This is a genomic window from Sphingomonas sp. MS122, assembly GCF_049532975.1.
Lineage (GTDB): Bacteria > Pseudomonadota > Alphaproteobacteria > Sphingomonadales > Sphingomonadaceae > Sphingomonas.
Window position 1 is genome coordinate 1,295,787 of sequence record NZ_CP186695.1, and the last position, 22,642, is coordinate 1,318,428.

Consider the following 22,642-nt stretch of genomic DNA (forward strand, 5'->3'; position numbering starts at 1 on the left):
CTTACGTGATCGTCGCGGACACGGGGCCAGCCAGCGGGGAGGGTGTTCCCCCACTGTTGAAGGCGCGTGCCCAGAAATATGCAGTACCGACGGCAAGGCCCGAGGCCGTCACTTCGACCACCTGGCCGAGACCGGCGACGATGTTGCCGCCGACCTGCGTCGCCGTGCCGAAATCGTTGCTGGTCGAATGATAGAGGCGCGCATAGGCGAGCGTCGCCCCGGTCGGCATCCGGAACGTCACCACTGCCTCGCCGACACCGTCATCGGCATCCAGATCGGTCGGAGCCGCCAGCGAGGCGGTGTCCGCCGTCGGCGTGATCGTATCGCTCGCCCATGCGCTCGCACGGCCTGTGATCGTCAGCGCGCGAACCCGAACTTCATACTCGGTCCCACTGTCCACCGGCCCGGTTCGGGAAGTCCGGGCATCGTTGTCGACCACCATCGGCACCCAGTCGCCGCCGGCGCTGGGCCGATACTGCGATTCGAAGGTCAGATCGGGACGGCCAGGATCATCCCAACTCGCGGCGATCGCGACGCCGTTGGCGTCGCCCAGCGCGATCTGAACCGCCGTCAGCGCAAGCCCTTCTGGCGCGCCCAGCGGCGGTGGAGGCGGCGGTGCTTCCGGCGTGTTGGGCGGCGCCCCTTCTTCCGTCGCCGCGTCGAACTCCCAATCTTCCGGCTTCACTTCGTCGAGCGTCGCCTCGACCGTGCAATCGGCCAGGTTGAGGCGAAGGCCCGAGATCATGAAATAGCCGGCGACGCCGAGCTGCGCAGATTCCAGCCGGGCGTATCGTTCGCCCAGCAAGTTGAGACCGTGGAGGTTCAGTAGCGCGGTGATGTGCCAACGGTCACCGAGGCGCGCCAGCACCAGCTTCCCGACCCGCACCGCCTGATTGTGATGGGGCGCGTAGAAAGCCTCCACCGCTTGCGGGTCGGTGTTAGGATCGTCGATCGCGTCGGGATCCGCGAAGGTCGCGCTCTCCTGCTCGCGATACCCCAGCGACGCCTCGGTATACAGCACCTTCACCGCGTTGACGCGCTGCTGCGCCTGCGGCCCCAGCGTCGCCGTCATGCCCAGAATGTGATCGTCGGTGATGATCACGCTCGGCTCGACGAACCGGCCCACCATCAGGTTGAACCGCCCCTCGGCATCCTGCCAGATGAAGCCGTCGCAAGCCTTGAGCAGATCGGCCATCACCTGGCGGCGTTCGGTGCTGGCGAGGCTGTAGCTCGCCCAGAGGCGCCACCTGGCGATCGTCTCGCCGGTCACTGTGATCACCATCTCGGCGGCGTGTTCGGCCTCCTGGGCGATGTTGGTCCAGTTGACGTTGTCGTACCCGCCGCCATAGCCGTCGGGGTGGGCGAAATAGTCGGCGGTCACGAGCGGCCCGTTGTCCGACCATTCCCAAGTACCGGGATCGTTCAGCCGGTGCGGTCCGGTCCCGTTGACGGTGAAACCCTCGCCGTCGTCGAAGATGACAGCTGTAGAGTCCTTGCGTGGATCATAGACCGAAACGCCGTGCCGGACCTGCGTGTAGGTCGGCATCTGGCCGTTGAAGACTTCGCTGAAATGCTCCTGCTTGACCGGATCGCAGATGATCGCAGCGTGCGCGCAGCCGCGCTGACGGTGGTTCACCGTCCATTGCGGGAAGCGGGCCGTCAGTTCCGAAATCGCGGTCTGACTGTCTTCGCCGCTGCGCGTGTAGATATGGATCGCGTTGTGGAAACTGGGCTCGGTCACCGTCCCGCCGACGACCGTCACCGGCTTGTCGTTGATCCGGTGCTGGATGATCGGTCCTTCCTTGCCCGTTCCCAGCGTCACGTTGATACCCAGACGCCCGCCAGCGCTCTCGAGGAACGTCCGCTGTCCACCGGTGTGGACGATGCCGTAGTGCCGCCGGCGCGACCCGATCGCCTCATTGATGTTCTGCTGGCCATCGCTCGGCTTCGCGCTGCGCGACCCGAATACGGCGCGGATCAGCGCGTTGATGCCGACCGTGATCGCGATCTGTACGACGGCGCTCGCGATCGCTGCGGCAATCGCACTCAGGCCGAGCTTGACGAAGAACGCCGCTATCGCCTGTGGCATCTAACCCTCCAGGCAAGAACCGGGACCGCAGCGGCGAAGACGACGACATGATCGCCGCGCGCCGCCCACAGCCGGCCTGCGCAGATCGCCGCCGTCAATCCGGTGCCCGGCAAGTCGACAAGGCCGACGTCACCCCGCTGCGGCGCGGTGGTCGGTGCGCAGCCAAGCCGCTTCATTGCGTCAGCCGCGATCGCGCCGAACCGATCGGCCGAGCGGGCGGTTCGCGCCGCGCTGATCCTGCCCGCAACGCGCGGCCGAGGCCGCAGCCTGCGCCGGCGAACGCGCTCGACATAGGAAAGCACGGACAGCGCGCACCAGTCGAACGGTTCGGTTGCCCAGCGGCGCAGCTCTACGGTCACCGCGTCGGGCACCGGCGCAGCCGTCAATAGTCGGGCCACGTCACTACCTTGTTCACGAGCGTCGGAGCGAATTCAAAGCCAAGGTCGCCGGGGAAACGATGCTGCTGGTCGCGATCGGTGTTCATCGCGTAGCGCGGTCGCGTCCGCAGCGAGAACAAGCTCTCGGCCGAGATCGCGATCGACCGCTCGCCTGTCGGGCTGAACGAGAAGGTCGGCGCCAAGCACCGGCCCGCCCAGATCGCGTAGGGCAGGTCGAGCGGACGCTGGTTGTCGGGATCGTCTCCATCGGGATCCCCGAAGAACTGGATCGCCACCACGACCCTTCGGCCCAGCACCTCGGCCTTGAATTCCTCCCGCGCGAGATGGATGATGTCAGCGTCCACGCCCGACAAGGTGAACGACGCCTGCGGCGCTTCGCCGTTCACGGCCTGCTCGATCCCGCTGATATCGCCGAGCTGCCCTACGGCCTGCCACAGGGCGCCGTCCTTCGTCCGCAGCGTCGCATTGCCGCGCCACAGGCGGATCGTCTCGCTGGCGAATTCGAACCGCACCAGCGTCGCGCACAGCACCTTGGCACCGGACAGCTTCGCCGCGATCGTCTCAGAAAAGAGGCTCATCGAACCTCTCTTCAAGATCGAGCGTCGGGGAGCCGTAGTAACCGAACTTAAGAGCCATCTGCCCGGTGTCGTCGTCGGGCAATCCTGCAATCATCGTCGGGCGCAGCTTGAGCGGCTGTGCGGTGTAGTCGGACAGGAGCGTGCGGCTGCACCGGATCGTCGCGACCGATCCCTCCCACCACACGCCGGTGGCGAGATAGGGATGGTCGCCGAGCCCGAAATAGTGCCCGCCCTGCAACAGCGGGCCATAGTCGCCGAAGTCCGCCGTGATCATGCGGTCGCCCTGCACCCCGGTCACCACTACACCCGACAGGTCGTCGACCAGGTAGAGCGCGCCGTCGGAGAAGGTGGAGCCGTCCGAATGCGGCGATCCGCCGACGCCCAGCTGCGCCATCGTTCCCGCTGCCCACAGGTCGAACAGGGGCACGCGCACGGTGTTCGCGCGGCCTTCGAACGAGCCGAGCAGCGCGCGATAAGCCAGCACCTCGTTGCCCGACAGGTTGGAGAACTCCATCGACAGGCCGAAGGGAGGCCGGATCGACGGGATCGCTTGCGTGAATTCGGAAAGGCTTCGGTTCAGCCCGACCGTCTTGCGCGGCGGGCGCACCTCGATATTCACGGGCACTAGGTTGGCGGGCCATTCGAAGGGCATCAGTCGCGCCTCGCCAGATGTTCTTTGACGCGATCGCCGACGACCCGGTCATAGGCGGAGAGACCCTGACGCACGTTGTTGCCCGAAATGTCGTTGACGCGGGTTTCGAACAGACCCGTCGTATCGACGATCTCGACGCGCATTGTGCCGATACCGCCCACGCCCCCATTGTCGTTGCCCGGCTTGCGGATATCGACGATCTCGCCCTTGCTTGCGCGAAACGAAACCAGGTTTCGGTCGATGCCGGACATCCCGGCGACCCGAAAGGATCCGCCATCCTTAAAGCCGGGAAACGACTTGATGATCTTGTCGAACGCCGCCCCAAGGTCGAATATGCCTGCCCCGCCTGACTTACCGCCCCCGAGCAGGCGGTTGAAGACGCTGAACAGCGCGTCCGAAACCGTATTAAGCGCGCTTTCCAGCCCCTTGGCGATTCGCTCTTTCCACCAGTTCTTGACGAAATCGCCCAGGTTGCCGTCGAGCGCGGCGCGCAGCGCGCCGCGGAAGGTGTCGCGCCACTGCCCCTGCTGGCGTGCGCGCTCATATTCTTCTTCGCTCGCTTCGGCCTTCTTGCGCGCGTCCTCCGGCGACATCCCGGCGCGCGACACGAGATCCTCGATCTCGCGCTGGATGCGCAACTGACGCTCGAGCTGGCGGATCGTCTCTTCGCTGTCCCCCCGCGCGCGCGCAACGTCGATCTGGCGACGCAGCTCGTGATCGTCGAGCCAGCGCTGCTGCTGTGCGGCGCGCGCGGCGTCGTACTTCGCCTGTTCGGCCATCGCCTGCGCGATCGCCATTTCCTTGCGCAGCCGCGCGTCGGCGATATCGACCAGCTGGCGCTCGAAATATTCGATCCGCTCGGCAATTTCCTGCTCACGCTGCTTCTGCATCGCCAGAGCGTCGTTGCCCTCCATCCGGGCAACGTCGATAGCGACCATGCGCGCGCGCTCGTCCGCCTCGCGCTTCATCCCGTCGCGGCGGGCGGCGAGGATCAGCTCGTAATCGGCCTCGGCCGCGGCGCGCGCGGCGGTGAGCGACAATCCCGTGCGCTGATAGGCTTCGATCTGGCGCTGCAGCTCCAGCTGGTCCTGAAGCCGTTGCGCCGTCGCATGATCGCCCCGCTCGCGCGCCGCCTCGATCTCGGCGCGAATGCGCAGCTCTTCGCGATCGGCCGCGAGCTCGGCGGCGGACTTGCCGGAGCCTGCCCCGCTAGATCTGCGCCCGCTGCCCCCGCCACCGGCCTTCTTCGGCTTGCCGGGCATGGTGAAGTCGCGCTTGAGCTTGTCGATCCACGACGGCTCCTTCGGCGCCGCGACCTTCACCTCTGCGGTCGCGGTCGCCTTGCCGAAGCCCAGCTTCTCCTTGAGCGCCTGATATTCGGCGCCGATCGCGCGAGCGGCGCTCTTGACCCAATCGACGATCCATCCGAACCGATCGACCAGCCAGGCCTTCACGCCCTCGTAGACGCTCTTCGCAGCCGCCACGATGCCAGGGAAGAATGCATCCACGACCGCGACCGCGCCGCGCACCAGGTTGGCGAAGAATTCACACACGCTGGCGAAAGCGTCGCCCAGCCAGGCCTTCGCCGCCTCATAGACAAGCCGCAGCTGCGTATCGACCTCGGGCGCAAATACCGCCAGCACGTCGATGATCGCCGAGATGATCGAATCTACGACGCCGAGCGCCGCGTCCCACGCGCCGGCGAAGTCACCAGTCAGCAGCGCAGAGATCGTGTCCACAACGCCACCGACCGCATCGGCCAGCCCGCCGAGCAGCGCGATCGCCACTTCGATCACCTTGATCAGCACTTCGCCGAACACCACCAGCGTCACGCCCAGCAAGGTGCCGATCACGTCCGCGACCTGGCCGAGCAGCGAGACCAGCGCCGACAGCGCCGCGCCGATTGGCCCGTTGCCGATCCGGTCGAAGATCGCCGTCACCTTGGCGAACAACGCCTGCAACGGCGGGCCGAGCGTCTCCGACATTCGCGCCCAGATGATCGAAAGCGCCGTTGCGATGTGATCCTTGAAAGCAATGATCGCGGCTGCGGCCCAACCAAGAGGGCCGAAGGCGGCAAGCAACCGGCCCCCCAGCATCGTCAGGACGCGCATCAGGCCCATCTCGCCGAGCAGCGTCAGAATAGTCGTGATCGGCGAGATGATCAGGCCGATCGCGGTGCCGAGCATGCCAAAGCCCCGCACGAAATGCGCAACGAGCGCGGTGCCGACGCTGCCGAGAATGACCATCAGCGGGCCGAGCAAAGCCGTGAGCGCGCCGAATGCGACGCCGATGCCCAGCACGACAGGGTGCAATCGAGAGATAACCTCAAGCACGGCTGCGAACGCGTTCTTAATCGCCGTGGTCACCGCCAGGATGCCGACATCGATGCCGAGCGTCACCTTGAGAGATTCCCACGCCGTCGAGATGCGCCGCCCCGCGGCCTCTGATCCCTCCAGCGTCTTGGCGATCTTGGCGCTGACGTCGCCTTTCTCGACCACGCCCTTGAGGCGCATGAACTGGTCATAGCCCTGCGACATCAGGCCGATCGCGGTGCGCGCCGCGTCCGCACCGAAGATCGTTTCCAGCGCCTCGGTCCGATCCTGATCGGAAAGGCCCGACAGAGCTTCGAGTAGGATTTGCGACTGCTCGGCCAGCGATTTCATTTTGCCGTTCGCGTCGAAGAATTGGATGCCGAGCGCGGCCATCGCCGCCTTCGCCTCTTTCGACTTGCCGACCAGCGTTTGAATATAGGTCTTGAAGGACGTGCCCGCGTCCGAACCGCTGCTGAACATCACGCTGGTCGCCGCGATCGCCGTCGCGAAGTCGGTGAAGTCGACGCCCGCCGCCGCGGCGACGCCGCCGCCCTGCGAGATCGCGAGCTGGAAATCCTCGAGGCTGAACTTCGACCCATCGACCGCACCGACGATGTCGCGCACCACCGCTGGCAGGTCCGATGCCTGAAGCTTGAACTGGCCGAGCGCATCGGTGACCAGCGCAGCCGACTTGCTGACATCGACCTGCCCCGCCGCGGCAAGGTCGAGCGTCGCCTTCAGGCCACCGCCGAGGATTTCGCTCACTTCCATACCGGCACGGCCGAGTTCGTCGATCCCGGAAGCTGCCTCGGTAGCGCCCTTGCCCACGGCGGGGCCGAGCGCGCGGGCAGTGTCGGCCAGTTCCTCGAGCTGCTTGCGGGTCGCGGTCGGCAACGCGGACGAGACGCGCTTCATCTGCGCTTCGAACGATCCCGCGCCCTTGTCGACGGCGCGCACCATTGCCGCGAAGGGCAGCGTAATGCCCACCGTCAGACCCGCGCCCACCTTGCGGATGTCGGCCTCTACGGCGCGGAACTGATCGACCAGCTGGCGCAGAACACCGCGGACCTCCTGCGCGGCTTCCTTGAATTCGGACGTGTCAGCGCCGAAGTCGACGCGCGCAGCGCCGATCGCGGTCGAAGCCATGCTGCACCTCGTTTCAATAAGGCCGGGGATCAGCTAGACTCGGTCGAGCCTAGCGGTGGAGGTCGGTGGATGATTGCGTCGGGAAACGGAAAGACGGCGATCCTGCAGGATGACGTCCTGACCGTGCACGATAAGGGGCCGAAGGGCGGGTATCTGTCCACGAAGACGATACCCTTGTCGTCGATCAAGGCGGTCGACTTCTATCCCGCCGGCATGGTTCTGCAGGGGTCCATGAAGCTTAAACTACCCGACGGTAGCGAGACGCTCCATTTTCAGGGGCAGCAAAATGATGTGTTCGGCGAGCTTCACCGCGAACTGGTCAGCCGGATCGGTTAGGGCGAGACAGCACCCGCTGCCACGCCGCCAGCTGCTTCGTCCAGTGCCGGGCCTTGCGTGCGACCTGCGGCTCCTGCGGCTTCAGCAGTTTCGCCAGAGGGGGCATCCGCTTCATGCGACCGAGCGCCGCCGTGTTCCACGCTGCGGTGATGGCCCGTTCGTCGTCGGTGCGCCGCGCCTGCACCTTGGCCTTCACGGCCAGGTCGAACAGGCGCGGCGTCAGCCGTAGAAAGGCGTCGAGATCGGAACCGAGATCAAGCTCGATCCATATCCCGAACGCCCGCTCTACTTCCCACGGCGAGGGGTCGCCGGATCCTTTCCCCCCGCACTCTTCGCGGCCTCGGGAAAGGCCAGCTTCAGCGCCTTGGCCAGCAGCTCGGCCGCTTCCTTGATGCCGATATCGCCGATCAGGCGCCCAGCCTCCAGGTCGGTCATCTCGCCGTGCTTGGCGGCGAGGCCGATCCGGAAGACGGAGCGGATCGTCGCGGCGCTGCCAGCGAGGCGTTCGCCCACCATATCGGCGGTGATACCGAGCTCGGTTTCCATCGCGCAGAGCGCGTTGAAATCCAGCACCAGCGTCCAGTCCGCTTCGCAGGCCTTGAAGGGGACCTCGCCCTTGAGACCGTTCGCCATATCAGGGCGCCGGCGTCAGCGTCGGCTTGCCCGACAGCTTGAACGTCGCGGCGCCGGTCATCTTGTCGTCCAGCGGCGTCGCATGCTTGTGGCTGGTTGCGAAGCCCTTGAAATCGAGCGTCGCGCCGTTGGGATAGACGACGCGCCACTCATCGACCCCATCGCTCTCGATATGGTCGGTGATGACGTCGTCATCGGCCTCGCCGGGGATCAGGTTATAGGTCAGCGAGGCCTCGCCGGGATCCTTCAGGCCCGGCTTGAACTCGCGCCAGCGCTCGGGCGAGGTCATGTGCGTGAATTCGACGCTGTCGCGCGCGAACTCCGGCGGTTCGAATTCCACCACTTCGGCAAGGGTGGTGTACGTATCGGGCGCCGTCTTCTTCTGGAAGAGCGTCCCGTAACCGATATCGGTATCTTCTGCGGTCGCAGCCATCGTAAAGTCTCCTCAGCTCCACCAAACTCGACAATCAAGGCGCGCGCGGTGAACCACGCCCTTGGCATCCGTGTCCGTGTCGTTCGCGATCGAGAGCGCCCACACCCGCAAGCGGATGCCGGACCGGGTGCCCCGGAACCCATGAATGCCGCCCGCCGCGACGGGCCGCGCGATCATCTCGGCGAGATCGCGCGCGTCCTTGTGCTGGCGCCCCCAGCAATCCATCTGCACAAGGCCGCGCGCCCATACCCCTGGACCCGCGAGGTTCATCGGGCGGACACTGGCTTTCAGGTGCAGCGCGATCGCAGGCAGCGCATCGCCCTGCGATCGCTTGTCCCAATCGACCCTGGTACCGACGCGCACGCCGAGGTCCGCCATGCCGAGCAGCATGGCGCGCAGTTCCTCTTCCACGGCTCACCCCCTCTTCGCGGCGCGTTCGATCAGCTCCAGGCCGTCGGCCGCGATGTTGCGCGCTGCGGGCTCGCCATGTTCTTCGAACGCTGGCGCCACGAACGGGTCTGGCGCTTGTCGAAAATTGCCGAACTCTTCTTGCACAGCCTGCACCAGCGGGCCTGCGCCGGCGTGCACTTCAACCTTGGCGATCGGGACATGCGTTGCCGCCTGAGCTGGCGAAAGCTCACGCCCGACATGGATGCTGTCGCGCAGCTCCCCGCTACGCACGTCGACCCGGTTCCGCATCGCGTCCGCCATCGGCTCGAGCCGCTTCGTCATGATCCCGACCAGCGCCTTCTCGGTCAGCGCGTTCGCCATTGCCTCAAGGCGGCGGTCGATCCGGGCATCGACGTGAATGCGTATCGTCGGCTTCATCATGGCGCTGGCGTTTCGTCGGGGCGAGCCACGGTGGTGATCTCCACCCCGTCCTCGCGATCCGGACTGTCTTTCACGCCGGTGACTTCATAGAAGCGCCCACCGTGCCGGAGCTGGTCCTTGCCGGTGATCGACCTCGTCAACGGCCCGGCGCGCATCAGAAAGCGCGTCGCGACCTCCTGCCCCTGCTCGGCCGCGCGCACGCGCTCGACATCGCTGACGTCGAGCTTGCGCGCCCACCTGGTCGCGATCTTCCCCGGCTCGCCGGGCACGGTCGCTGTGCCATTATCGACGGGCACGGATCGCCAGATTTCGACGCGCCGATCAAGCTCACCGGCGGCAATGCGCATCGTTAGAGCGCGGCGCCCGACTGCTGGATGTTCACGTCCAGCACCGACGCCGAGATCGCGATGCCGATGATCGTGACATATTCGCCAGCGGCGAGGTCCGCGACCGGGCAGATACCGCCGGGCGTATCGCTGAGATAGTAGACGGTGCCCGGCGCCAGCACCGCGCCGATCGTAATTGGTCCCTTCTCGTGCACCGCGAGCGGCTGCCCGTTCGCAGCACCGTTGAGCGCGATACCCTTCGGAGCGCGAACCGCCGGCGTCGCCGAGTTGTTGTCGGCGAGCTTGCATTTCATGCCGTCGGCGGGATCGCGATACACGATCTGCCCCGCCGTGACGACGGCGCCCGCGGTGCGGTGCGAGATGCCGGCGCCAGCGCCCGAGACGACGTTTGCCGCCGTGATGTTCAAATCGGCCATGAAACTTCTCCAATAGGATCAGGCCCACACTCGATAGGGTGTGAGCAGGTTGATCACGGTGGTTGACATCGGGATGGCCACGGCCTGCCGGTCGGAGACCGTCTCACGGTTCCGATAGAGGTCGCCGACCATCAGCAGGATCGCGGCGCGCACCGGCGCGGGCACGCTCTCTGAACCGGCACGATAGCGGACGCGAACAGATTCCTGACGATCCAGCGCGCGCGGCCAGCGCTTGCCATGCGCCGGCACTAGTTCGCGATCTAACAGCTCGCATTCGGCCAGGTCGAGGTTTCGATCGATATTGTCCCGGTCGCGATAAGCGACGGACACAAGTTCGATCACCGGGGGAAGCGGGAGCATCATGCCGTTGGCGTCGAAGCTGTCGAAGCGCGCCTCCAGCGTCTGCACGCCGAGCGCACGGCCCAGCCACCCGAGAGGCCCGTCAAGATGCTCGGTCGCAGCGGCTATCATCGCCTCGACCTCGGCTTTCTGGTCGTCGGCACCGTCCAGCTTCAGATGCGCGTCGGCATCCGCCCACGCCACGACGGGCGCGGGCGGTGCGACGACGACGACGCGCATCACTCGACGTCGGCGCGCTCGCCGGGTTGAGCCGGCGACGGAGCGGGCGGCGTCGCAGCAACCGGCACCTTGGGCTTGCGCGACTTCGCGCGCTTCGGCGCCTTCGGCTTTGCGGGCGCCGCCGCTTCGTCAGCCTCGTCATCCGCGGCGGGCTCGGCCTTGCCCTGGTCGATCCAGCGCGCGGCCTGCTCATCCGACGCGTCGAACACCGTCCCGCGCGGCATGGTGCCGGTGGGCGTGCACAGTGCGATCTTTGCACGAACCTTCATCGGATCACTCCTGCGGCTTGCGCTTGGCTTCGATCGCCTTGATCACGTCGGCGTCCGAAGTCTCGGCAACGATGCCCTCCACGCCCTCGCGGGCGACGATGACGTCGAGCTGCGCGCGGTTCGCCTGGGTCAGCTCGAGTTCGCCGAGCTTGTCGCGATCATAGTCGGGCGACACGATGGCACGGCGCGCGACGATGGCCTTCACCAGGTCGGCGGGCGTGGTCTTGTCGCCCTTCTTCAGCTCGGCGCCCTCGTGCTTCGCGATCGCCAGCAGAGCGCCGGGCTGCGCGTTGGTCAGGTCGAGTTCGCCCAGCTTGTCGCGCTCATAGTCGAACGTCAGCGCCTCGCCGGGCTCGCCGAGGCAACCTGCATCAGTCAGGCGCTTCGCCTGCTTCGCGTCCTCGGTTTCGAAAGCCTGTCCCGGGAAGTAGCGCTTGCCATCCCGGGCATCGATCATCTCGGCAATAACCGGATACTTCTTCTTGCTCATGGGAGCCTCCAGCTTGCCGGGGGCGATCAGCCCCCGGCGGGGGACGATTACGCCGGCGGGTTCGCCGTCGGAGCGTAGCGGGCGTCCGACAGGACACACGACGCCGACAGGAAGAGGTTGCCGGCGTTGTTGACCGGGGTCAGCGTCATGCGGGTAAACCGCTTGCTACCGACATAGCCCAGCTTGCGCGGTTCATTGTCGTCGGCAAAGGTCAGCCCGGCGAGTGCTTCGGTCCCGGTCAGCTGGCTGTCGGGGACCGCCGTTGCGTCGCCCAGGGCAGGGTCATCGCCATGCTCCAGCAGGACGGTCACCGTCGCGTCGGCGTCGGCGATCGCGCCGGCCTGAATGATGTAGCAGGCAGAATTGAAGCCAGCGTGGTCGACGATTTGCCCGACTTGGGCAGTGTTGTCCGCGATCGCCGCGGCGGGTGCCAGCACGCGCTTGACGTGCAGATGATTGGCGAGGTCACGCATTGCGCAGTTCCTTCTCTTGCCCCTCCCGCGCCGCGGGAGGGGTCAGTCGATTGAGGTCAGGTGAGATCAGGCGGGAACGTCGAGGCCGACGAACGGGGACACCTCGTAGCCGTTCTCCTCGGCGATCGGGGCGGTGAGCCACGGCGCGCCGTCCACGTTCCAGAAGATCTTGATGACCGTCTTGTTGGAGGTGAACTTGACGTGCTCGCTCGCCGCGACGAACGGTCCCGAGCCGTCCTTGATCAGGTAGTGCGACCAGTCGGCGAGAAGGACATCGCCCTTCGAACCGAGCGCCGGTGCCCGGTTGTCCCACCGCACCGGATAGCCGAGCAGCGTGCCGGCGAAACCGTCGCGGGCATTGGCCTGCCAGATCAGGTTGTTCGCATCGTCTTTCAGCGTTGCGATCTGCGGAAGGACGCTCTGCGGCATCGACCACACCGGCGCGCCACCCCGCATCAGGATGCGGGCGACCATGTTGACCAAGTCGAGATACTTCACCTGGTTGGCCGTGGTGCGGTTGATGAACTTGGTCGCGCCCGCGTTCAGGATGCCGAGCGGCTTGTGAACGCCATCGCCGCGCAGATAGGCATACTCCTCGGCCGAGGTCACCGCGCCGCGCAGAAGGCTCTCGATGAAGGTGCTGGCCGCGCTCCAGTTGCGCAGCAGCTTGTCCGTCACCGTCACGAAGCCTGCGACCTCGTGAGGCTCGAGCTTGATCGAACGCAGCGTGGCATCGGTTTCCGGCTTCTCTTCGCCTTCCCCGATCCACGCCACTTCGACGCCGCCATAGATGTTGGCGTCCGTCCCGGTCTGATCCAGCGCGGGAATGGTGATTGCCGCATCCGGCGGCGAGCCCGCCGGAATGACCTGCGCGCGCGGTCGCACGAGCGCATCCTGCGGCTCGACGCGCATGATGGTGCTGCGGAACTGGTCGGGAACCATGAAGCCGCCCTGCGTGTCATTGTCCATGCGCATCTCGCCGCGCAGTTCGGGACCGCCTTCGGCCGCGCCGACACCTTCGACGAAGTTGAGGCGCTGATCGTTCGGGTTGAAGCGAACTGCGGCCATGAACTCGCCGAAGTTCTCGAACTCGCGCTTTGCACCCGGACCCGGCGGGGGCGGGGTCGGACCCGCGCCACGGCTCGCCGCAGGAATAACCTGCTCGCCAGCGGCGCGCGCGGCACCGACTTCCTGCAGGCGCGCGATGCGCTTGTCGAGGCCGGCGAGAACATCCTTCTTCTCGTCGTAGGTCTTGGCCTCTTCCTCGGTCAGGTCGCGATCTTCCTTTTCGGCCGCGTCCAGAATCGCCTGCATCTCGCCGACCAGCGTCGAACGCTGGCTTCCCAGCGCGGCGAGTGTCGGCGAAGGGGTGCCGTGTCCGTCGGGACCACGCAGATATCGGCCCTGCTGACGCTCGAGGGCGGACATGGGGCCGAGCGCCGCCAGTGCGGCGCCCACCAGAAAGCGCTTGCTCATATCGTTTATCTCCCGGCCATCAGGCCTGTTCGGTCATGGTTGCGCCGGACACGATCAAACCCCGCTCGAGCCGGCGCTCGAACGGGGCGAATTTCAACGCTGCGATCTGATCAGCTGAGCAGCGCCAGGCGCCGCTTTTCGCGCTCCATCGCAAAGGGGCGCGTCGTCGTTTCGCCACGCGCAGAGGGCTCGCGGCCCACACCGAAGCGCTCAAGCGTTTCGGCCAGCGTTCCCACGCGATCCGCCATTCCAAGCTTCACCGCATCCTTTGCCAGCACCATGCGGCCTTGCCCGAAACCCTCGCGAACCTCAGCGGTTGAACGTCCGCGCCCTTCCGCGACGCGATTGACGAAGGAAGCGTAGCTGGCGTCGACGCGCGCCTGAATGGCCTCCTTTGCTTCCGGCGTGAGCGGAAAGAGGTCCAGTTCTTCGGCCTTGTGCGTGCCAGCGCGGATCAGGGTCGGTGTGATACCTTCCATCTCAAGCGCCTTGCTGATGTCCTCGTGCACCGCGAAGACGCCGATCGAGCCGACGGAGCCGGAAGGCGTCACTACCACTTCCTCGGCGCAGCTCGCGATCCAGTACGCGGCGCTGGCAGAGGTCGGGTTGACCTGCGCGATGATCGGCTTGATGCCGCGCGCCGCGATGATGGAGGCGGCAAATTCATCGATCAGGCCCACGGAACCACCGGGAGAATCTACGTCGAGAATGATCGCCTTTACGGCGTCATCGTTCACCAGCGCGGCGAGCTGGCGATCCAGCTGCTCTGCGCTGGTGCCGCCCGAGATGTCGTTCATCATCGACATTCGCGCCGAGATCACACCGCGCACGGGCAGCACCGCGACGGCTCCGGCCTTGCGCGCGGTCGCATTGACCTTGCCGGGAGCAATACGCGCTTCGATCTCGGCATCGTCGAACTTCTCGCCCTTCGCCTGGCGCGCCATCAGCGCGGCCATCACGGCGAATTTCTCGGGTTCGATCGCCCACACGCTGGTGGACATCTCCGACAGGATGCGAAGGTACTTCATTCGATCGTTCCTCCCGCGCCCGTTGGCGCCTGCCCGGCTTGGTCGATGGGCACGAAGTTGACCGGCACGAAGCGCTTCGCCCCATTGCCGCCAACGCCTTCCATCTCTTCCAGCTCGGCGATCTCATCGGGCGACAGGGCGCCCACCTCGAACAGCGATTTGTAGAAAGCAGCACGCGCGGTCATGTCGCCGCGAAGAAGCGCTTGCATGCTCGACTTCACATAAAGCCCTTGTTCGCGCTCCTTCTGCGTGAACAGCTTCCAGTTCATCTCCTGCTCGCGCGCCTCGATCCAGGGCGCGATCGTTTGACGAACAAATCCGATCATCAACTGCTCGATACCGGTGCCCCAGCTCGTCGACTTCTCGTGGCTCTGCACGAGGATCAGCGGCACGTCGTAGATGCGCGCGATTTCGGCGATCTGGAATTCCCGGCTACCGAGGAACTGGGCGTCTTCCGGCGGGATCGTGGTCGAGATGAACTTCATCCCTTCCTCGAGCACCTTGACGCGGTGCGCGTTGTCGAGCCCACCCTGCTTTTCGAGGCGCGCCGCGGGGTTCTCGCCAGCCTTCGGCTTCCCGTCCTGACCCCGCAGATTGTTGACAGCGTTCGGACCGAGCCGACCGGGGTGCATCAGGAAGCCGCCGCTCTTCGCCTCGTTGGCGAAGAACGACCCTCCGAACTTCTCCATGGCGAGCGCCAGCGCCATCGCTTCCCGAGCCAAGGCCACTTGCGACAAGCCGACATAGCCGCACTGGCTCTGATCCATGATATGCAGAACGTTGCCGTGGTCGATCCTATGGTTCGAACCGTCGATCGTGGTGTCGATCAGGATCCGGTCGTCAACCTTCTTCGGGCGCGTGCGATCCGGGAGCAGAGGCCAGAGACCTACGGCTTCACCGTTCCGGTTGCGCTCGATCTCCTGATAGCCGTTGCCCCAGCTGAGCGAGTGAAGCATGTTCACCTTCGCCAGTGTCCGCGCAGACATATAGTCGTTGGGGCGCAGTCGAAGCCGCTCCGACATCGGATGCTCCGTCACCTCGACCCGCTTGCCATTCTTGTTCTGGTATATGCGCGTCGGGAAGCTCGCGATCGGATTGGCGATCCGGTTAATGCAGGCGTAGACGATTGGAAGATAGAGCGCGCTATGCTCGCTGACGGTGATGCCGCTCGACGACTTGCCGCCGATCATGCGGACCAGCCAGCCACCTGGCGAGTTGAGGCTGTCCGATGGCCCGAACCGCCCCAGCAAGTTCGTCAGCCACTTCATCAGATTTCAACCTCCAAAATTCCGCGTCCCTCGTAGACGGAAGGACCTTCCTCCACGGTCGAAAGCATTGTCGCGAGCGCCGTCACCGTTGCGGCGATCCCGTCTATCTTCTCCGCGCTGCGCTTCTTTGCGGGCGCGAAGTTCAGATTCTCATCGAAGCGAACGACGGTGTTTTTCGCCATCCAGCGCAACACCGGATGCCAGCCATGATCGAACACGCCGGCATAGATCATGCGCTCCAACTCTTTTGTCGGCTCGCCGAGCGAGGGGATGCCTTGCCGCACCACCAGCTGCAGATCGGCGTCCATGCCATCGGACTGGAGATCCGTGGCGAGCTTGGTAGCGTTCCACGGGTCAAAGCCCCAACCGAGCAGCTCGAAATCTTCGATCGCGTCGATCAGCGCCTTCTTCACGAAGTTCTGATCGACGAAGTTGCCCGGCGTGGTTTCCATCGCGCCCTGGGCGACCCATCGGTCGTAGGGGACGCGGTCATTCTTGACCCGCTCAGCCATGGTGTCCTCGGGCACCCAGAACCGGCAAACCACCGTCCACTTCGTTTCCTCGCCTTCAGGCGGAAACAGGAGGATCAGAACGGTGACGTCCTGCGTCGACGAAACGTCCGTCGCCGCATAGCAGCGCCGGCCCTTCATCCGGTCCCACGCGGTCTGCCAGCCCTTCTTGTCGGCCGAGCAGGCGTCGTAGAATTTCATGTTCAGCCAGCGAACGACAACGTCGACCCACTGGTTGAGATGGTAACACTTGAAGTGCGCCTGCGCGCGCGGGTTGTCCTTCGCGATCGCGGCCTCGCGCCGCAGGAATTGCAAGGTCGGCGAGAGGCCTAGCGACGGGTTCGCCACCGCCCACACCGCTTCATCGTCCCAACTCGCCTCGGCGTCCGCGGCGAACACGACGACCAGCGAGGTCGGGTCCGAAATGCGGCCCTCAAGGATCCCGAGACTTTCGTCCCACAGCGACACGCCGGTGACGTTCGTCTTCAGGCCCGCTGTTGAGGCATAGAGTTCGATCGGCTGCAATCGTGCGCCGGTGCCCTGTCGCAGCGTCGTCTCGACGGTGCGGCTGCGCCACTCGTGCATTTCGTCGCCGACGATGACGGTCGGCGACTTTCCGTGCTTCCCTTCCTCTGCGCCCGACAGCAGTTCGAACAGTGCTGCGCAGGGCTTGAGATAGATCGAACGCTTATGCGTCTGCACTTCGCGCGCCAGCTCGGGCTCGAGCGCGACCATCGCCTTCATCTTGTTGAAGACGGTGAACGCCTGCTTCTCGTCGCGGGCGAAGACGAACCCCTGCCCGCCGACGACGCCTTCGATCGCCCAGAACAGCAGCGCCAGAGCCGCTAGGAATTCCGACTTACCGTTCTTGCGCGGAACCCAGAGCAGCAGCCGCCGAAAGAGCCGGACATGCAGAATCTGCGGCGCGCCGGTGTCCGGGTCCAGCACCTCGACGGGCACCTTCCACCCTACCAGCAGCCGGACGATAATCTCCTGCCAGGCCACGAGCCTGAACGGCTTGCCAGCGAAGCGATCCTCCGTAAGCCGGAAGACCTTGGGCCAGAGCGCGACCACCTGGTCGGCCTTGGCATGATCGAACCACGCGCCCTCGACCTCGGCCGCACGCTTCCAAGCGAGCCGCGCCCACTCGTAGATTTCTTCATCTGCGTGCCGGGCCAGCCACTCGGGCAGGCCGTCGATCGACCCGGTCGTTGCAGCCATCTCAGTTGAGCGTCGGCGGCGTCGAATCCATGCGGGTCATGGCCCCGATCAAGCCCGGCTGTTCTTCAGCCGGGGCGGCTTCCGCGCCGCTTGGCGCGGGTGCGGCCTGATGATCGCGATCGAACAGTCCGGGGTTCGCCGCAAAGGCCACCGCCTGCTCGCGGAACAGCGAGTATTCGTCCGACGGCGTCAGACCGAACCGCTCCGACAGCTTCATCACCATGTCGAATGCGCGGTCGCGGATCGCGACGATTGGGCGCGTCCGTTCCATGAAGCCGCCGGCGACGGTCTTGACCCGCTGGGTCAGCCCCTTCGCCTTGATATCCTCGTTCGCGATCGTCCACTCGGCGAAGTAGACACAGAACATCGCGAACATCGGCCGATGCTGCGGCTGCAGACGTTGCGTCGAGCGCAGGCGCGGCGCCAGGTCGCGCCACACGGCGACCGCCGCGGCGGCGCCCTGCTCGATGATCGCGGGCGGGGCGAGCGGATCGCCTTGCGCCGGCGACTGCGCGAGCATCGCCGCGATCCGCTCGGCCTCTTCCATCCGCTTCTGCACCGCCGTCTTGCGACGACCGGGGTTGCCCTTCGCCTGCTGGAGGCCGGGCGCGTCGGGTTTCCGACCTCGCATTTTGACCTCCAACAAAAAAACTTCTGGGGAATTCCGCGCCGAAAAAGACGGACTTGAACGCCGGTCTTCAGCCGCGCGGCTCTGAACTTTCGACGCCCCCCTCCCCCAATAGGGGCAGGCCAAGGCGTTGGGCGAGGGCATCAATGGCCGCTCGTCCCGCATGCTCGACCCGCTGCTTGAACCCATCATGGCAATCGGCGCAGCTCGACACCCACCACTGGCGCAGCCAGAACACACCAGCATAGCGCCGATGCGGATATAGGTGATCAACCAGCGTCGCCTCAGTCACTCGCCCTTCCATCTCGCAATATGCACACAGCGGATGCACCGCGAGATGCGATGATCGCGCCGCCTGCCACCGCCGGTCATAGCCCCGAGCAGCCGCACTACCCCGCGCGCGCTCATAGGCGCCACCACTGGGCTGGCCTGCTGGGCGTAGGGTGCGAGGCTTGGTCGACATGGCCCACAACGCGCGACGGGCGGCGAGACCGAAGCCGCACCGCCCGTCGCGAGGGTTAGGAGAGGATGCCTGAAAGGCCGTCGAACAACCCGCGTCACACGCCAGCGCTCAACATACAGGCCAATAGCCGATCAGAGGTCCGGAGCCGAACAACTATATTTGGGGTCCGGAGACATTCTACGCCTTGACCCGGTTCCGGGTGCGGATTTCTGCGGGTTTCAGCCAGCCCGCTTCGCATTGACCCGTTGCGTGAGCGCCCCCATCGCCCGCCGATATGCCATCCGCAGCGCATCCGGGGCGGCATCCCCCATGCCGCGCTTCGACAGCCGCGCCCAAGGCACGCGCTTATGGCCCTTCGCGAGCAGCTTCACACCTTCGACGATCAGACGCCGGTCATAGTCGTCGGGCACAAGCAACAGCCACCCGAACGCTTCGCGCATGCGCGCCATCTCCCCCTTGCCGAGCGGAACCCGCGGCATCCGTGCAGCCTCACGGCCCGCATCGTGGTCAACGAACATCTCCTTGCGGATCAGATGCCACGGCCCATCGCTCGCGAACGGCCAGCCCCCGCTCTCCGTGCGCCAATGAAACCGCACCGCCTCGACCAATCGCGCCTCGACGTCGTCATATGTAAGGAAGCTTCCGCCGCCGGAACCTTCGAACCGAACCCTTCCGGCATTTGAAAAGTCAGAACTCATTGAAACACCTATGATTTTGGAACCATGATGGAAGGTTTGGAAGGATTGGAAGCATCCACGCCTATTTCGCTTCGCGCATGCGCGCCTGCGCCCGCACACCCGCCGAACATCGTGCAAATCCTTCCGACCCTTCCGAGGGCGCAGAAATCCGCCCTTTCTCCCTTCCGTTGATCCTTCCGCCACCCTTCCACCCGGAAGGATTTGCGATCAAAGCGGCGGCGCCCAATCGAAGTCATCATCGGGCGCGCCAGCGGTCGGCGGCGGCGCACGCGCATCCCCGGTGTCACCGGAGCCCCAATCGCGAACCCTGCCGTCGGCATCGACGAAGTCGCTCACCTGCTTGGTCAGGCGCATGCCGATCCACTGCATCCCGTCGCTCGCCTTCTTGACGAACCCCTTGTCGAGCATCGCCTTGGTGAAGCCCTTCTGGCTCCACTCGCGTTCGCCCGCGGCCTTGCACCAGGCCACGAACACCTCATGCAGCTTCGACGATTGGATGCGGCTCTCCGGGTCCATCTCGGTGCACAGCTTCAGGAAGCGGGCGAGCGGATCGCTGTCCTCGCGATACTGCGCGGTCGCCTCCTTCACCGCCTGCGGCTCGACAAGACCGTTGGCCAGCCAATCGATCAGGCCGCGCACGATATGGTTGAACACGCCCGCAGCCTCGCTCCGCAGCTTGGCCGGGAGGGTCTCGTCGCGATCCTTGTCCTCGACATGCGCATTCCACGGCACCAGCTTCATGCGGCGCCAGATGCCTTCATCGGTGCCCGGAATATCCGGCTTGTAATTGCCCCCGATGATCAGCTTGAACAGCGGCTGCAGGTCGAAGAACCCGCGATGCAGCGCGCGCACCGCCATCGGCTCACCGCCCGTCGCGGCCTTGATCAGCGCCTCGTTGAGCTTCGATCCCCGTTCCGGTTCGGAAGCGCGAAGCAGGCGAACGCCGCCAAGGCGCGCGAGGTCGGGCGAGGCCTGCTCGCCCCGTTTCTTGATCCCCTGGTCGAGGAAGGTCTCGATCCCGATCGTGCCGCTATAGTCGCCGACGACGTGCGCCCACAGGTCGATCGCGGTCGACTTGCCGTTGGCGCCGAGGCCGTACCAGAACCACAGCTTCTGCTCGCTCGTATCGCCACTTGCGGCATAGCCCGCGACCTGGTGCAGATATCGCCGCATCGGCTCGTCAGGCTGCGCCCATGCGAAGAACCCGTCATAGATCGGGCTGACCGCCTCGGGATCATAATCGACCGGCGCCAGCTTCGTGTTCAGATCGTCGCGGCGATGCGGCTCCAGCGTCACGCCGGCGGCGCGGGACCCGTCGGGCTGCGTCTCGCGGGTAAAACGCAGCGTGCCGTTGAGGACGTTGATCGCGAGCGGATCGCGGTCGAAATCCTCGATCGGCAGCGTCAGCCATCGCCGCGCCAGCGCCGCGATCGCGCCGGGCTTGCCCGCGGTCTCCGATTGACGGCCGAAGATCGCGATCTTCGTCGACAGCAGTTCGAACGACTTCCCCTTGGGTATCCACCGGTCCATCCCGTGCGGATTGTCATTCGTCTCAAGGTCGAGCTGGGCATCCTTCCCCTGCTTCACCAGCTCCCAGCGCACCCCGGTATCGCGCACGAACGCGGCCTCATCCTGTATCGCGCGCACCGTCTCCATCACCGCGGCGATCAGCTCGGCGGGCGGCGACTTTTCATCCTGGTCGAGGACGCGCCACCGCCGCTTGTCCCAGCCCAACCAGCCCTTCGCCGTGGTGAAGCGGAAATCCTCGCCGAAGCGGTCGCGGAACCGCTCGCCGATGCCGAAATCGGTCAGGGGATAGCCGGCGCACTTCATCGTCGTCAGCATCGGGGTCAGGTCAAAGCCCCGGTTGCACCCGTCGTCGATCGCCCGATCGATATCGGCATGCTGCACGTCGGCGATGTCTTCATAGAGCGCCCACAGCGCCTCCTTCGCCGCATTCTCGTCGAGCAGCCCGGCCGAGACGCGCCGCCCGATGCTGAAGGCGAGGCGCAGCACGGCGTCCTTCTCGCGGTCGACATGCTCGCATCGCCGCGCCAGCCACGCCGCCGATTGCTTGCGCAGCCGCTCGCCCACGCCCTCCGGCTGCTCTGACAAGCATTCCAGCCTTCCGGCCCGGAAGGGTTCGTTTTTTTCGGCCGGCGGCGGCGCGGGGCGCGCGGCGGGCGCGGCGGACCTGGCGCCGGACGGGCGGCGCTCCCTGCGGGAGCGCGAAGCGGCCGCGATCTCTGCGAGATCGCGAGGGTTATCGGCTCCGGCTGTCCAGCCGCTGTTGATCGTCGCTTCCAACTGCGCCGAGTCATCCCGGCCGGGATTGTCGCGCGCCGCCGCCTCGATCGACGCGCGCGCAACGCCGGCGTCGAGTGCGCCCGCCGCGACCAATGTCGCGATATTGAAGGCGCTGGCGTTCAGCTGGGCGTTGCGCCGCCCGCTCCCGGCCTCGCGGATTGAGCGGCATTCGCTGTCGAGCGCCGACAGCGCGTACTTGCGAACATCCGCGTCGACCTCGGCCGATATCGCCGCCGACGACGGTCCCGGCGCGCGCGACGCAGGCGCGCGATCGCTCCCGCCTTCCGGCCCAGCCTTCCGTTTCGGCGCGCGCAGGATCTCGATCAGCTCCGGCGGCGCGTCCTTGACCGATGCTTCGTCGCGCCAATCGCCACGCTTGCCGTACCACTGGTACCGGCCGATCTCGTTGCCCTCTGTATCGCGCGTGATGCTCGGCGGCGCGATGACATAGCCGCCCAGGCCGCGCACATCGACGTGATCGGGCAGGTTGCCCCGATTCCGGATCGGCTCGCCGCCATCGGCGGGCTGACGATACCACACATGCACGCCGCCCGATTGGGTCAGTGAGGTTAGCGACGGGGGCAGCGGCACGCCAATCTGCTGTTCCAGCTCGGCCTTTAGCTCCTCGAGCGTATACTCGCGCGTCCCGGTGACCTCACCGGTCTCAGGATCGACGATATCCTCCACGCGCGGATCGAAATCGAGCGCGAAGCACCCGTTCGCCCCCATAGGCACGCCGATCAGCGCGTCGGGATGCTGGCGCCACCAGGCCTCGACACGGCGTTCGTCGCGCGTCGCATCCTTCAGCCCGCTACCGGTGTAGGGAGCCTTCGCCTTGAGGTGGATTTCCTTCTTCGCGGCATTGACGATCGTCTCGTCACGCTCGCGGCACGGGAACACCGGCCAGCCGCGCCGGACCAGCTGCAGCGCCGCCTGACCCATTGGTGAGATAGAACTGGCGGACGAAGGCGGCACGAAATCCCCCCGGAAAGTGCGGGTTAAGCGAAACAGGTTGGCGGGCTTGTGGGAGACGCGGCCCGCCGGGCGCGCTGGGAGCGGGGA

General features: G+C 65.8%; 24 protein-coding genes. 1 reads left to right on the plus strand and 23 read right to left on the minus strand.

Features of this window, described 5'->3' with window-relative positions; all coding sequences use genetic code 11:
* Position 1 precedes the first annotated feature (1 nt).
* From ACO227_RS06140 to ACO227_RS06160, 5 genes are read right to left on the minus strand one after another with little or no spacing between them, the layout of a single operon-like run.
* Positions 2–2,089, minus strand: coding sequence for a hypothetical protein (locus tag ACO227_RS06140; protein ID WP_423606117.1), 2,088 nt, complete (start codon positions 2,087–2,089; stop codon positions 2–4).
* Entirely contained in the window at positions 2,074–2,487 is a 414-nt protein-coding gene (locus ACO227_RS06145; RefSeq protein WP_423606118.1) for a DUF6950 family protein, read from the minus strand. Before ACO227_RS06145 ends, ACO227_RS06140 begins: the two co-directional genes overlap by 16 nt.
* Positions 2,472–3,065, minus strand: a complete 594-nt coding sequence (locus ACO227_RS06150) for a hypothetical protein (protein ID WP_423606119.1) — start codon at positions 3,063–3,065, stop codon at positions 2,472–2,474. The genes ACO227_RS06145 and ACO227_RS06150 overlap by 16 nt, the downstream gene beginning before the upstream one ends.
* Positions 3,049–3,717: a hypothetical protein gene (locus ACO227_RS06155; protein ID WP_423606120.1), complete on the minus strand. Its 669-nt coding sequence runs from the start codon at positions 3,715–3,717 to the stop codon at positions 3,049–3,051. The genes ACO227_RS06150 and ACO227_RS06155 overlap by 17 nt, the downstream gene beginning before the upstream one ends.
* Complete coding sequence (locus ACO227_RS06160; RefSeq protein ID WP_423606121.1) at positions 3,717–7,175, minus strand: phage tail tape measure protein; 3,459 nt, start codon at positions 7,173–7,175, stop codon at positions 3,717–3,719. Before ACO227_RS06160 ends, ACO227_RS06155 begins: the two co-directional genes overlap by 1 nt.
* A gap of 69 nt (positions 7,176–7,244) precedes the next feature.
* On the opposite strand from ACO227_RS06160, the gene ACO227_RS06165 reads away from it, so the two are divergent.
* Positions 7,245–7,511 (plus strand): hypothetical protein, encoded by a 267-nt coding sequence (locus ACO227_RS06165; protein WP_423606123.1) that lies wholly within the window; start codon positions 7,245–7,247, stop codon positions 7,509–7,511.
* On the opposite strand, the gene ACO227_RS06170 is transcribed toward ACO227_RS06165, so the two are convergent.
* From ACO227_RS06170 to ACO227_RS06255, 18 genes are all read right to left on the minus strand, one after another.
* Positions 7,495–7,707 carry a hypothetical protein gene (locus tag ACO227_RS06170; RefSeq protein ID WP_423606125.1) on the minus strand — a complete coding sequence of 71 codons (213 nt, stop codon included), beginning with the start codon at positions 7,705–7,707 and terminating at the stop codon, positions 7,495–7,497. The two genes, ACO227_RS06165 and ACO227_RS06170, sit on opposite strands and share 17 nt — an antisense overlap.
* An 89-nt stretch (positions 7,708–7,796) precedes the next feature.
* Positions 7,797–8,144: a hypothetical protein gene (locus ACO227_RS06175; protein ID WP_423606127.1), complete on the minus strand. Its 348-nt coding sequence runs from the start codon at positions 8,142–8,144 to the stop codon at positions 7,797–7,799.
* A 1-nt stretch (position 8,145) separates the two neighbouring features.
* Positions 8,146–8,577: a phage tail tube protein gene (locus ACO227_RS06180; protein WP_423606129.1), complete on the minus strand. Its 432-nt coding sequence runs from the start codon at positions 8,575–8,577 to the stop codon at positions 8,146–8,148.
* A gap of 12 nt (positions 8,578–8,589) precedes the next feature.
* Complete coding sequence (gene gp17, locus ACO227_RS06185; RefSeq protein WP_125958720.1) at positions 8,590–8,988, minus strand: tail completion protein gp17; 399 nt, start codon at positions 8,986–8,988, stop codon at positions 8,590–8,592.
* A gap of 3 nt (positions 8,989–8,991) precedes the next feature.
* A complete protein-coding gene (locus tag ACO227_RS06190; RefSeq protein ID WP_423606131.1) occupies positions 8,992–9,408 on the minus strand; it encodes an HK97 gp10 family phage protein in 417 nt (138 codons plus the stop codon).
* Positions 9,405–9,755 carry a head-tail adaptor protein gene (locus ACO227_RS06195; protein ID WP_423606133.1) on the minus strand — a complete coding sequence of 117 codons (351 nt, stop codon included), beginning with the start codon at positions 9,753–9,755 and terminating at the stop codon, positions 9,405–9,407. Before ACO227_RS06195 ends, ACO227_RS06190 begins: the two co-directional genes overlap by 4 nt.
* A gap of 2 nt (positions 9,756–9,757) precedes the next feature.
* Complete coding sequence (locus ACO227_RS06200) at positions 9,758–10,171, minus strand: hypothetical protein (RefSeq protein WP_423606135.1); 414 nt, start codon at positions 10,169–10,171, stop codon at positions 9,758–9,760.
* An 18-nt stretch (positions 10,172–10,189) separates the two neighbouring features.
* Entirely contained in the window at positions 10,190–10,750 is a 561-nt protein-coding gene (locus tag ACO227_RS06205) for a head-tail connector protein (protein ID WP_423606137.1), read from the minus strand.
* Positions 10,750–11,019: a hypothetical protein gene (locus ACO227_RS06210; protein ID WP_423606139.1), complete on the minus strand. Its 270-nt coding sequence runs from the start codon at positions 11,017–11,019 to the stop codon at positions 10,750–10,752. Before ACO227_RS06210 ends, ACO227_RS06205 begins: the two co-directional genes overlap by 1 nt.
* Before the next feature lie 4 nt (positions 11,020–11,023).
* Positions 11,024–11,509 (minus strand): hypothetical protein, encoded by a 486-nt coding sequence (locus tag ACO227_RS06215; protein WP_423606140.1) that lies wholly within the window; start codon positions 11,507–11,509, stop codon positions 11,024–11,026.
* Positions 11,510–11,556: 47 nt separating this feature from the next.
* Positions 11,557–11,982 carry a hypothetical protein gene (locus ACO227_RS06220; RefSeq protein ID WP_423606142.1) on the minus strand — a complete coding sequence of 142 codons (426 nt, stop codon included), beginning with the start codon at positions 11,980–11,982 and terminating at the stop codon, positions 11,557–11,559.
* A gap of 66 nt (positions 11,983–12,048) precedes the next feature.
* Positions 12,049–13,458: a phage major capsid protein gene (locus tag ACO227_RS06225; protein WP_423606144.1), complete on the minus strand. Its 1,410-nt coding sequence runs from the start codon at positions 13,456–13,458 to the stop codon at positions 12,049–12,051.
* 110 nt (positions 13,459–13,568) lie between these two features.
* On the minus strand, positions 13,569–14,486 hold the full coding sequence (locus ACO227_RS06230) for a S49 family peptidase (RefSeq protein WP_423606146.1): 918 nt from the start codon (positions 14,484–14,486) through the stop codon (positions 13,569–13,571).
* Positions 14,483–15,754, minus strand: coding sequence for a phage portal protein (locus ACO227_RS06235; protein WP_423606148.1), 1,272 nt, complete (start codon positions 15,752–15,754; stop codon positions 14,483–14,485). The genes ACO227_RS06230 and ACO227_RS06235 overlap by 4 nt, the downstream gene beginning before the upstream one ends.
* A complete protein-coding gene (locus tag ACO227_RS06240) occupies positions 15,754–17,484 on the minus strand; it encodes a terminase large subunit (protein WP_423606150.1) in 1,731 nt (576 codons plus the stop codon). The genes ACO227_RS06235 and ACO227_RS06240 overlap by 1 nt, the downstream gene beginning before the upstream one ends.
* Before the next feature lies 1 nt (position 17,485).
* Positions 17,486–18,385 carry a P27 family phage terminase small subunit gene (locus tag ACO227_RS06245; RefSeq protein ID WP_423606152.1) on the minus strand — a complete coding sequence of 300 codons (900 nt, stop codon included), beginning with the start codon at positions 18,383–18,385 and terminating at the stop codon, positions 17,486–17,488.
* 408 nt (positions 18,386–18,793) lie between these two features.
* On the minus strand, positions 18,794–19,273 hold the full coding sequence (locus ACO227_RS06250; RefSeq protein ID WP_423606154.1) for a hypothetical protein: 480 nt from the start codon (positions 19,271–19,273) through the stop codon (positions 18,794–18,796).
* Positions 19,274–19,480: 207 nt separating this feature from the next.
* A complete protein-coding gene (locus ACO227_RS06255; RefSeq protein ID WP_423606155.1) occupies positions 19,481–22,555 on the minus strand; it encodes a phage/plasmid primase, P4 family in 3,075 nt (1,024 codons plus the stop codon).
* Between the last annotated feature and the right edge of the window lie 87 nt (positions 22,556–22,642).

Excerpts from the sequence above, each read along its gene's own strand:
- ACO227_RS06200 (WP_423606135.1), bottom strand. The coding sequence starts at position 10,171 with ATGGCCGATTTGAACATCACGGCGGCAAACGTCGTCTCGGGCGCTGGC.
- ACO227_RS06210 (WP_423606139.1), bottom strand. The coding sequence starts at position 11,019 with ATGAAGGTTCGTGCAAAGATCGCACTGTGCACGCCCACCGGCACCATG.
- ACO227_RS06240 (WP_423606150.1), bottom strand. The coding sequence starts at position 17,484 with ATGGCTGCAACGACCGGGTCGATCGACGGCCTGCCCGAGTGGCTGGCC.
- ACO227_RS06215 (WP_423606140.1), bottom strand. The coding sequence starts at position 11,509 with ATGAGCAAGAAGAAGTATCCGGTTATTGCCGAGATGATCGATGCCCGG.
- ACO227_RS06165 (WP_423606123.1), top strand. The coding sequence starts at position 7,245 with ATGATTGCGTCGGGAAACGGAAAGACGGCGATCCTGCAGGATGACGTC.
- ACO227_RS06195 (WP_423606133.1), bottom strand. The coding sequence starts at position 9,755 with ATGCGCATTGCCGCCGGTGAGCTTGATCGGCGCGTCGAAATCTGGCGA.
- ACO227_RS06175 (WP_423606127.1), bottom strand. The coding sequence starts at position 8,144 with ATGGCGAACGGTCTCAAGGGCGAGGTCCCCTTCAAGGCCTGCGAAGCG.
- ACO227_RS06225 (WP_423606144.1), bottom strand. The coding sequence starts at position 13,458 with ATGAGCAAGCGCTTTCTGGTGGGCGCCGCACTGGCGGCGCTCGGCCCC.
- ACO227_RS06205 (WP_423606137.1), bottom strand. The coding sequence starts at position 10,750 with ATGCGCGTCGTCGTCGTCGCACCGCCCGCGCCCGTCGTGGCGTGGGCG.
- ACO227_RS06235 (WP_423606148.1), bottom strand. The coding sequence starts at position 15,754 with ATGAAGTGGCTGACGAACTTGCTGGGGCGGTTCGGGCCATCGGACAGC.
- ACO227_RS06250 (WP_423606154.1), bottom strand. The coding sequence starts at position 19,273 with ATGAGTTCTGACTTTTCAAATGCCGGAAGGGTTCGGTTCGAAGGTTCC.
- ACO227_RS06155 (WP_423606120.1), bottom strand. The coding sequence starts at position 3,717 with ATGCCCTTCGAATGGCCCGCCAACCTAGTGCCCGTGAATATCGAGGTG.
- ACO227_RS06220 (WP_423606142.1), bottom strand. The coding sequence starts at position 11,982 with ATGCGTGACCTCGCCAATCATCTGCACGTCAAGCGCGTGCTGGCACCC.
- ACO227_RS06140 (WP_423606117.1), bottom strand. The coding sequence starts at position 2,089 with ATGCCACAGGCGATAGCGGCGTTCTTCGTCAAGCTCGGCCTGAGTGCG.
- ACO227_RS06230 (WP_423606146.1), bottom strand. The coding sequence starts at position 14,486 with ATGAAGTACCTTCGCATCCTGTCGGAGATGTCCACCAGCGTGTGGGCG.
- ACO227_RS06160 (WP_423606121.1), bottom strand. The coding sequence starts at position 7,175 with ATGGCTTCGACCGCGATCGGCGCTGCGCGCGTCGACTTCGGCGCTGAC.
- ACO227_RS06180 (WP_423606129.1), bottom strand. The coding sequence starts at position 8,577 with ATGGCTGCGACCGCAGAAGATACCGATATCGGTTACGGGACGCTCTTC.
- ACO227_RS06150 (WP_423606119.1), bottom strand. The coding sequence starts at position 3,065 with ATGAGCCTCTTTTCTGAGACGATCGCGGCGAAGCTGTCCGGTGCCAAG.
- ACO227_RS06190 (WP_423606131.1), bottom strand. The coding sequence starts at position 9,408 with ATGATGAAGCCGACGATACGCATTCACGTCGATGCCCGGATCGACCGC.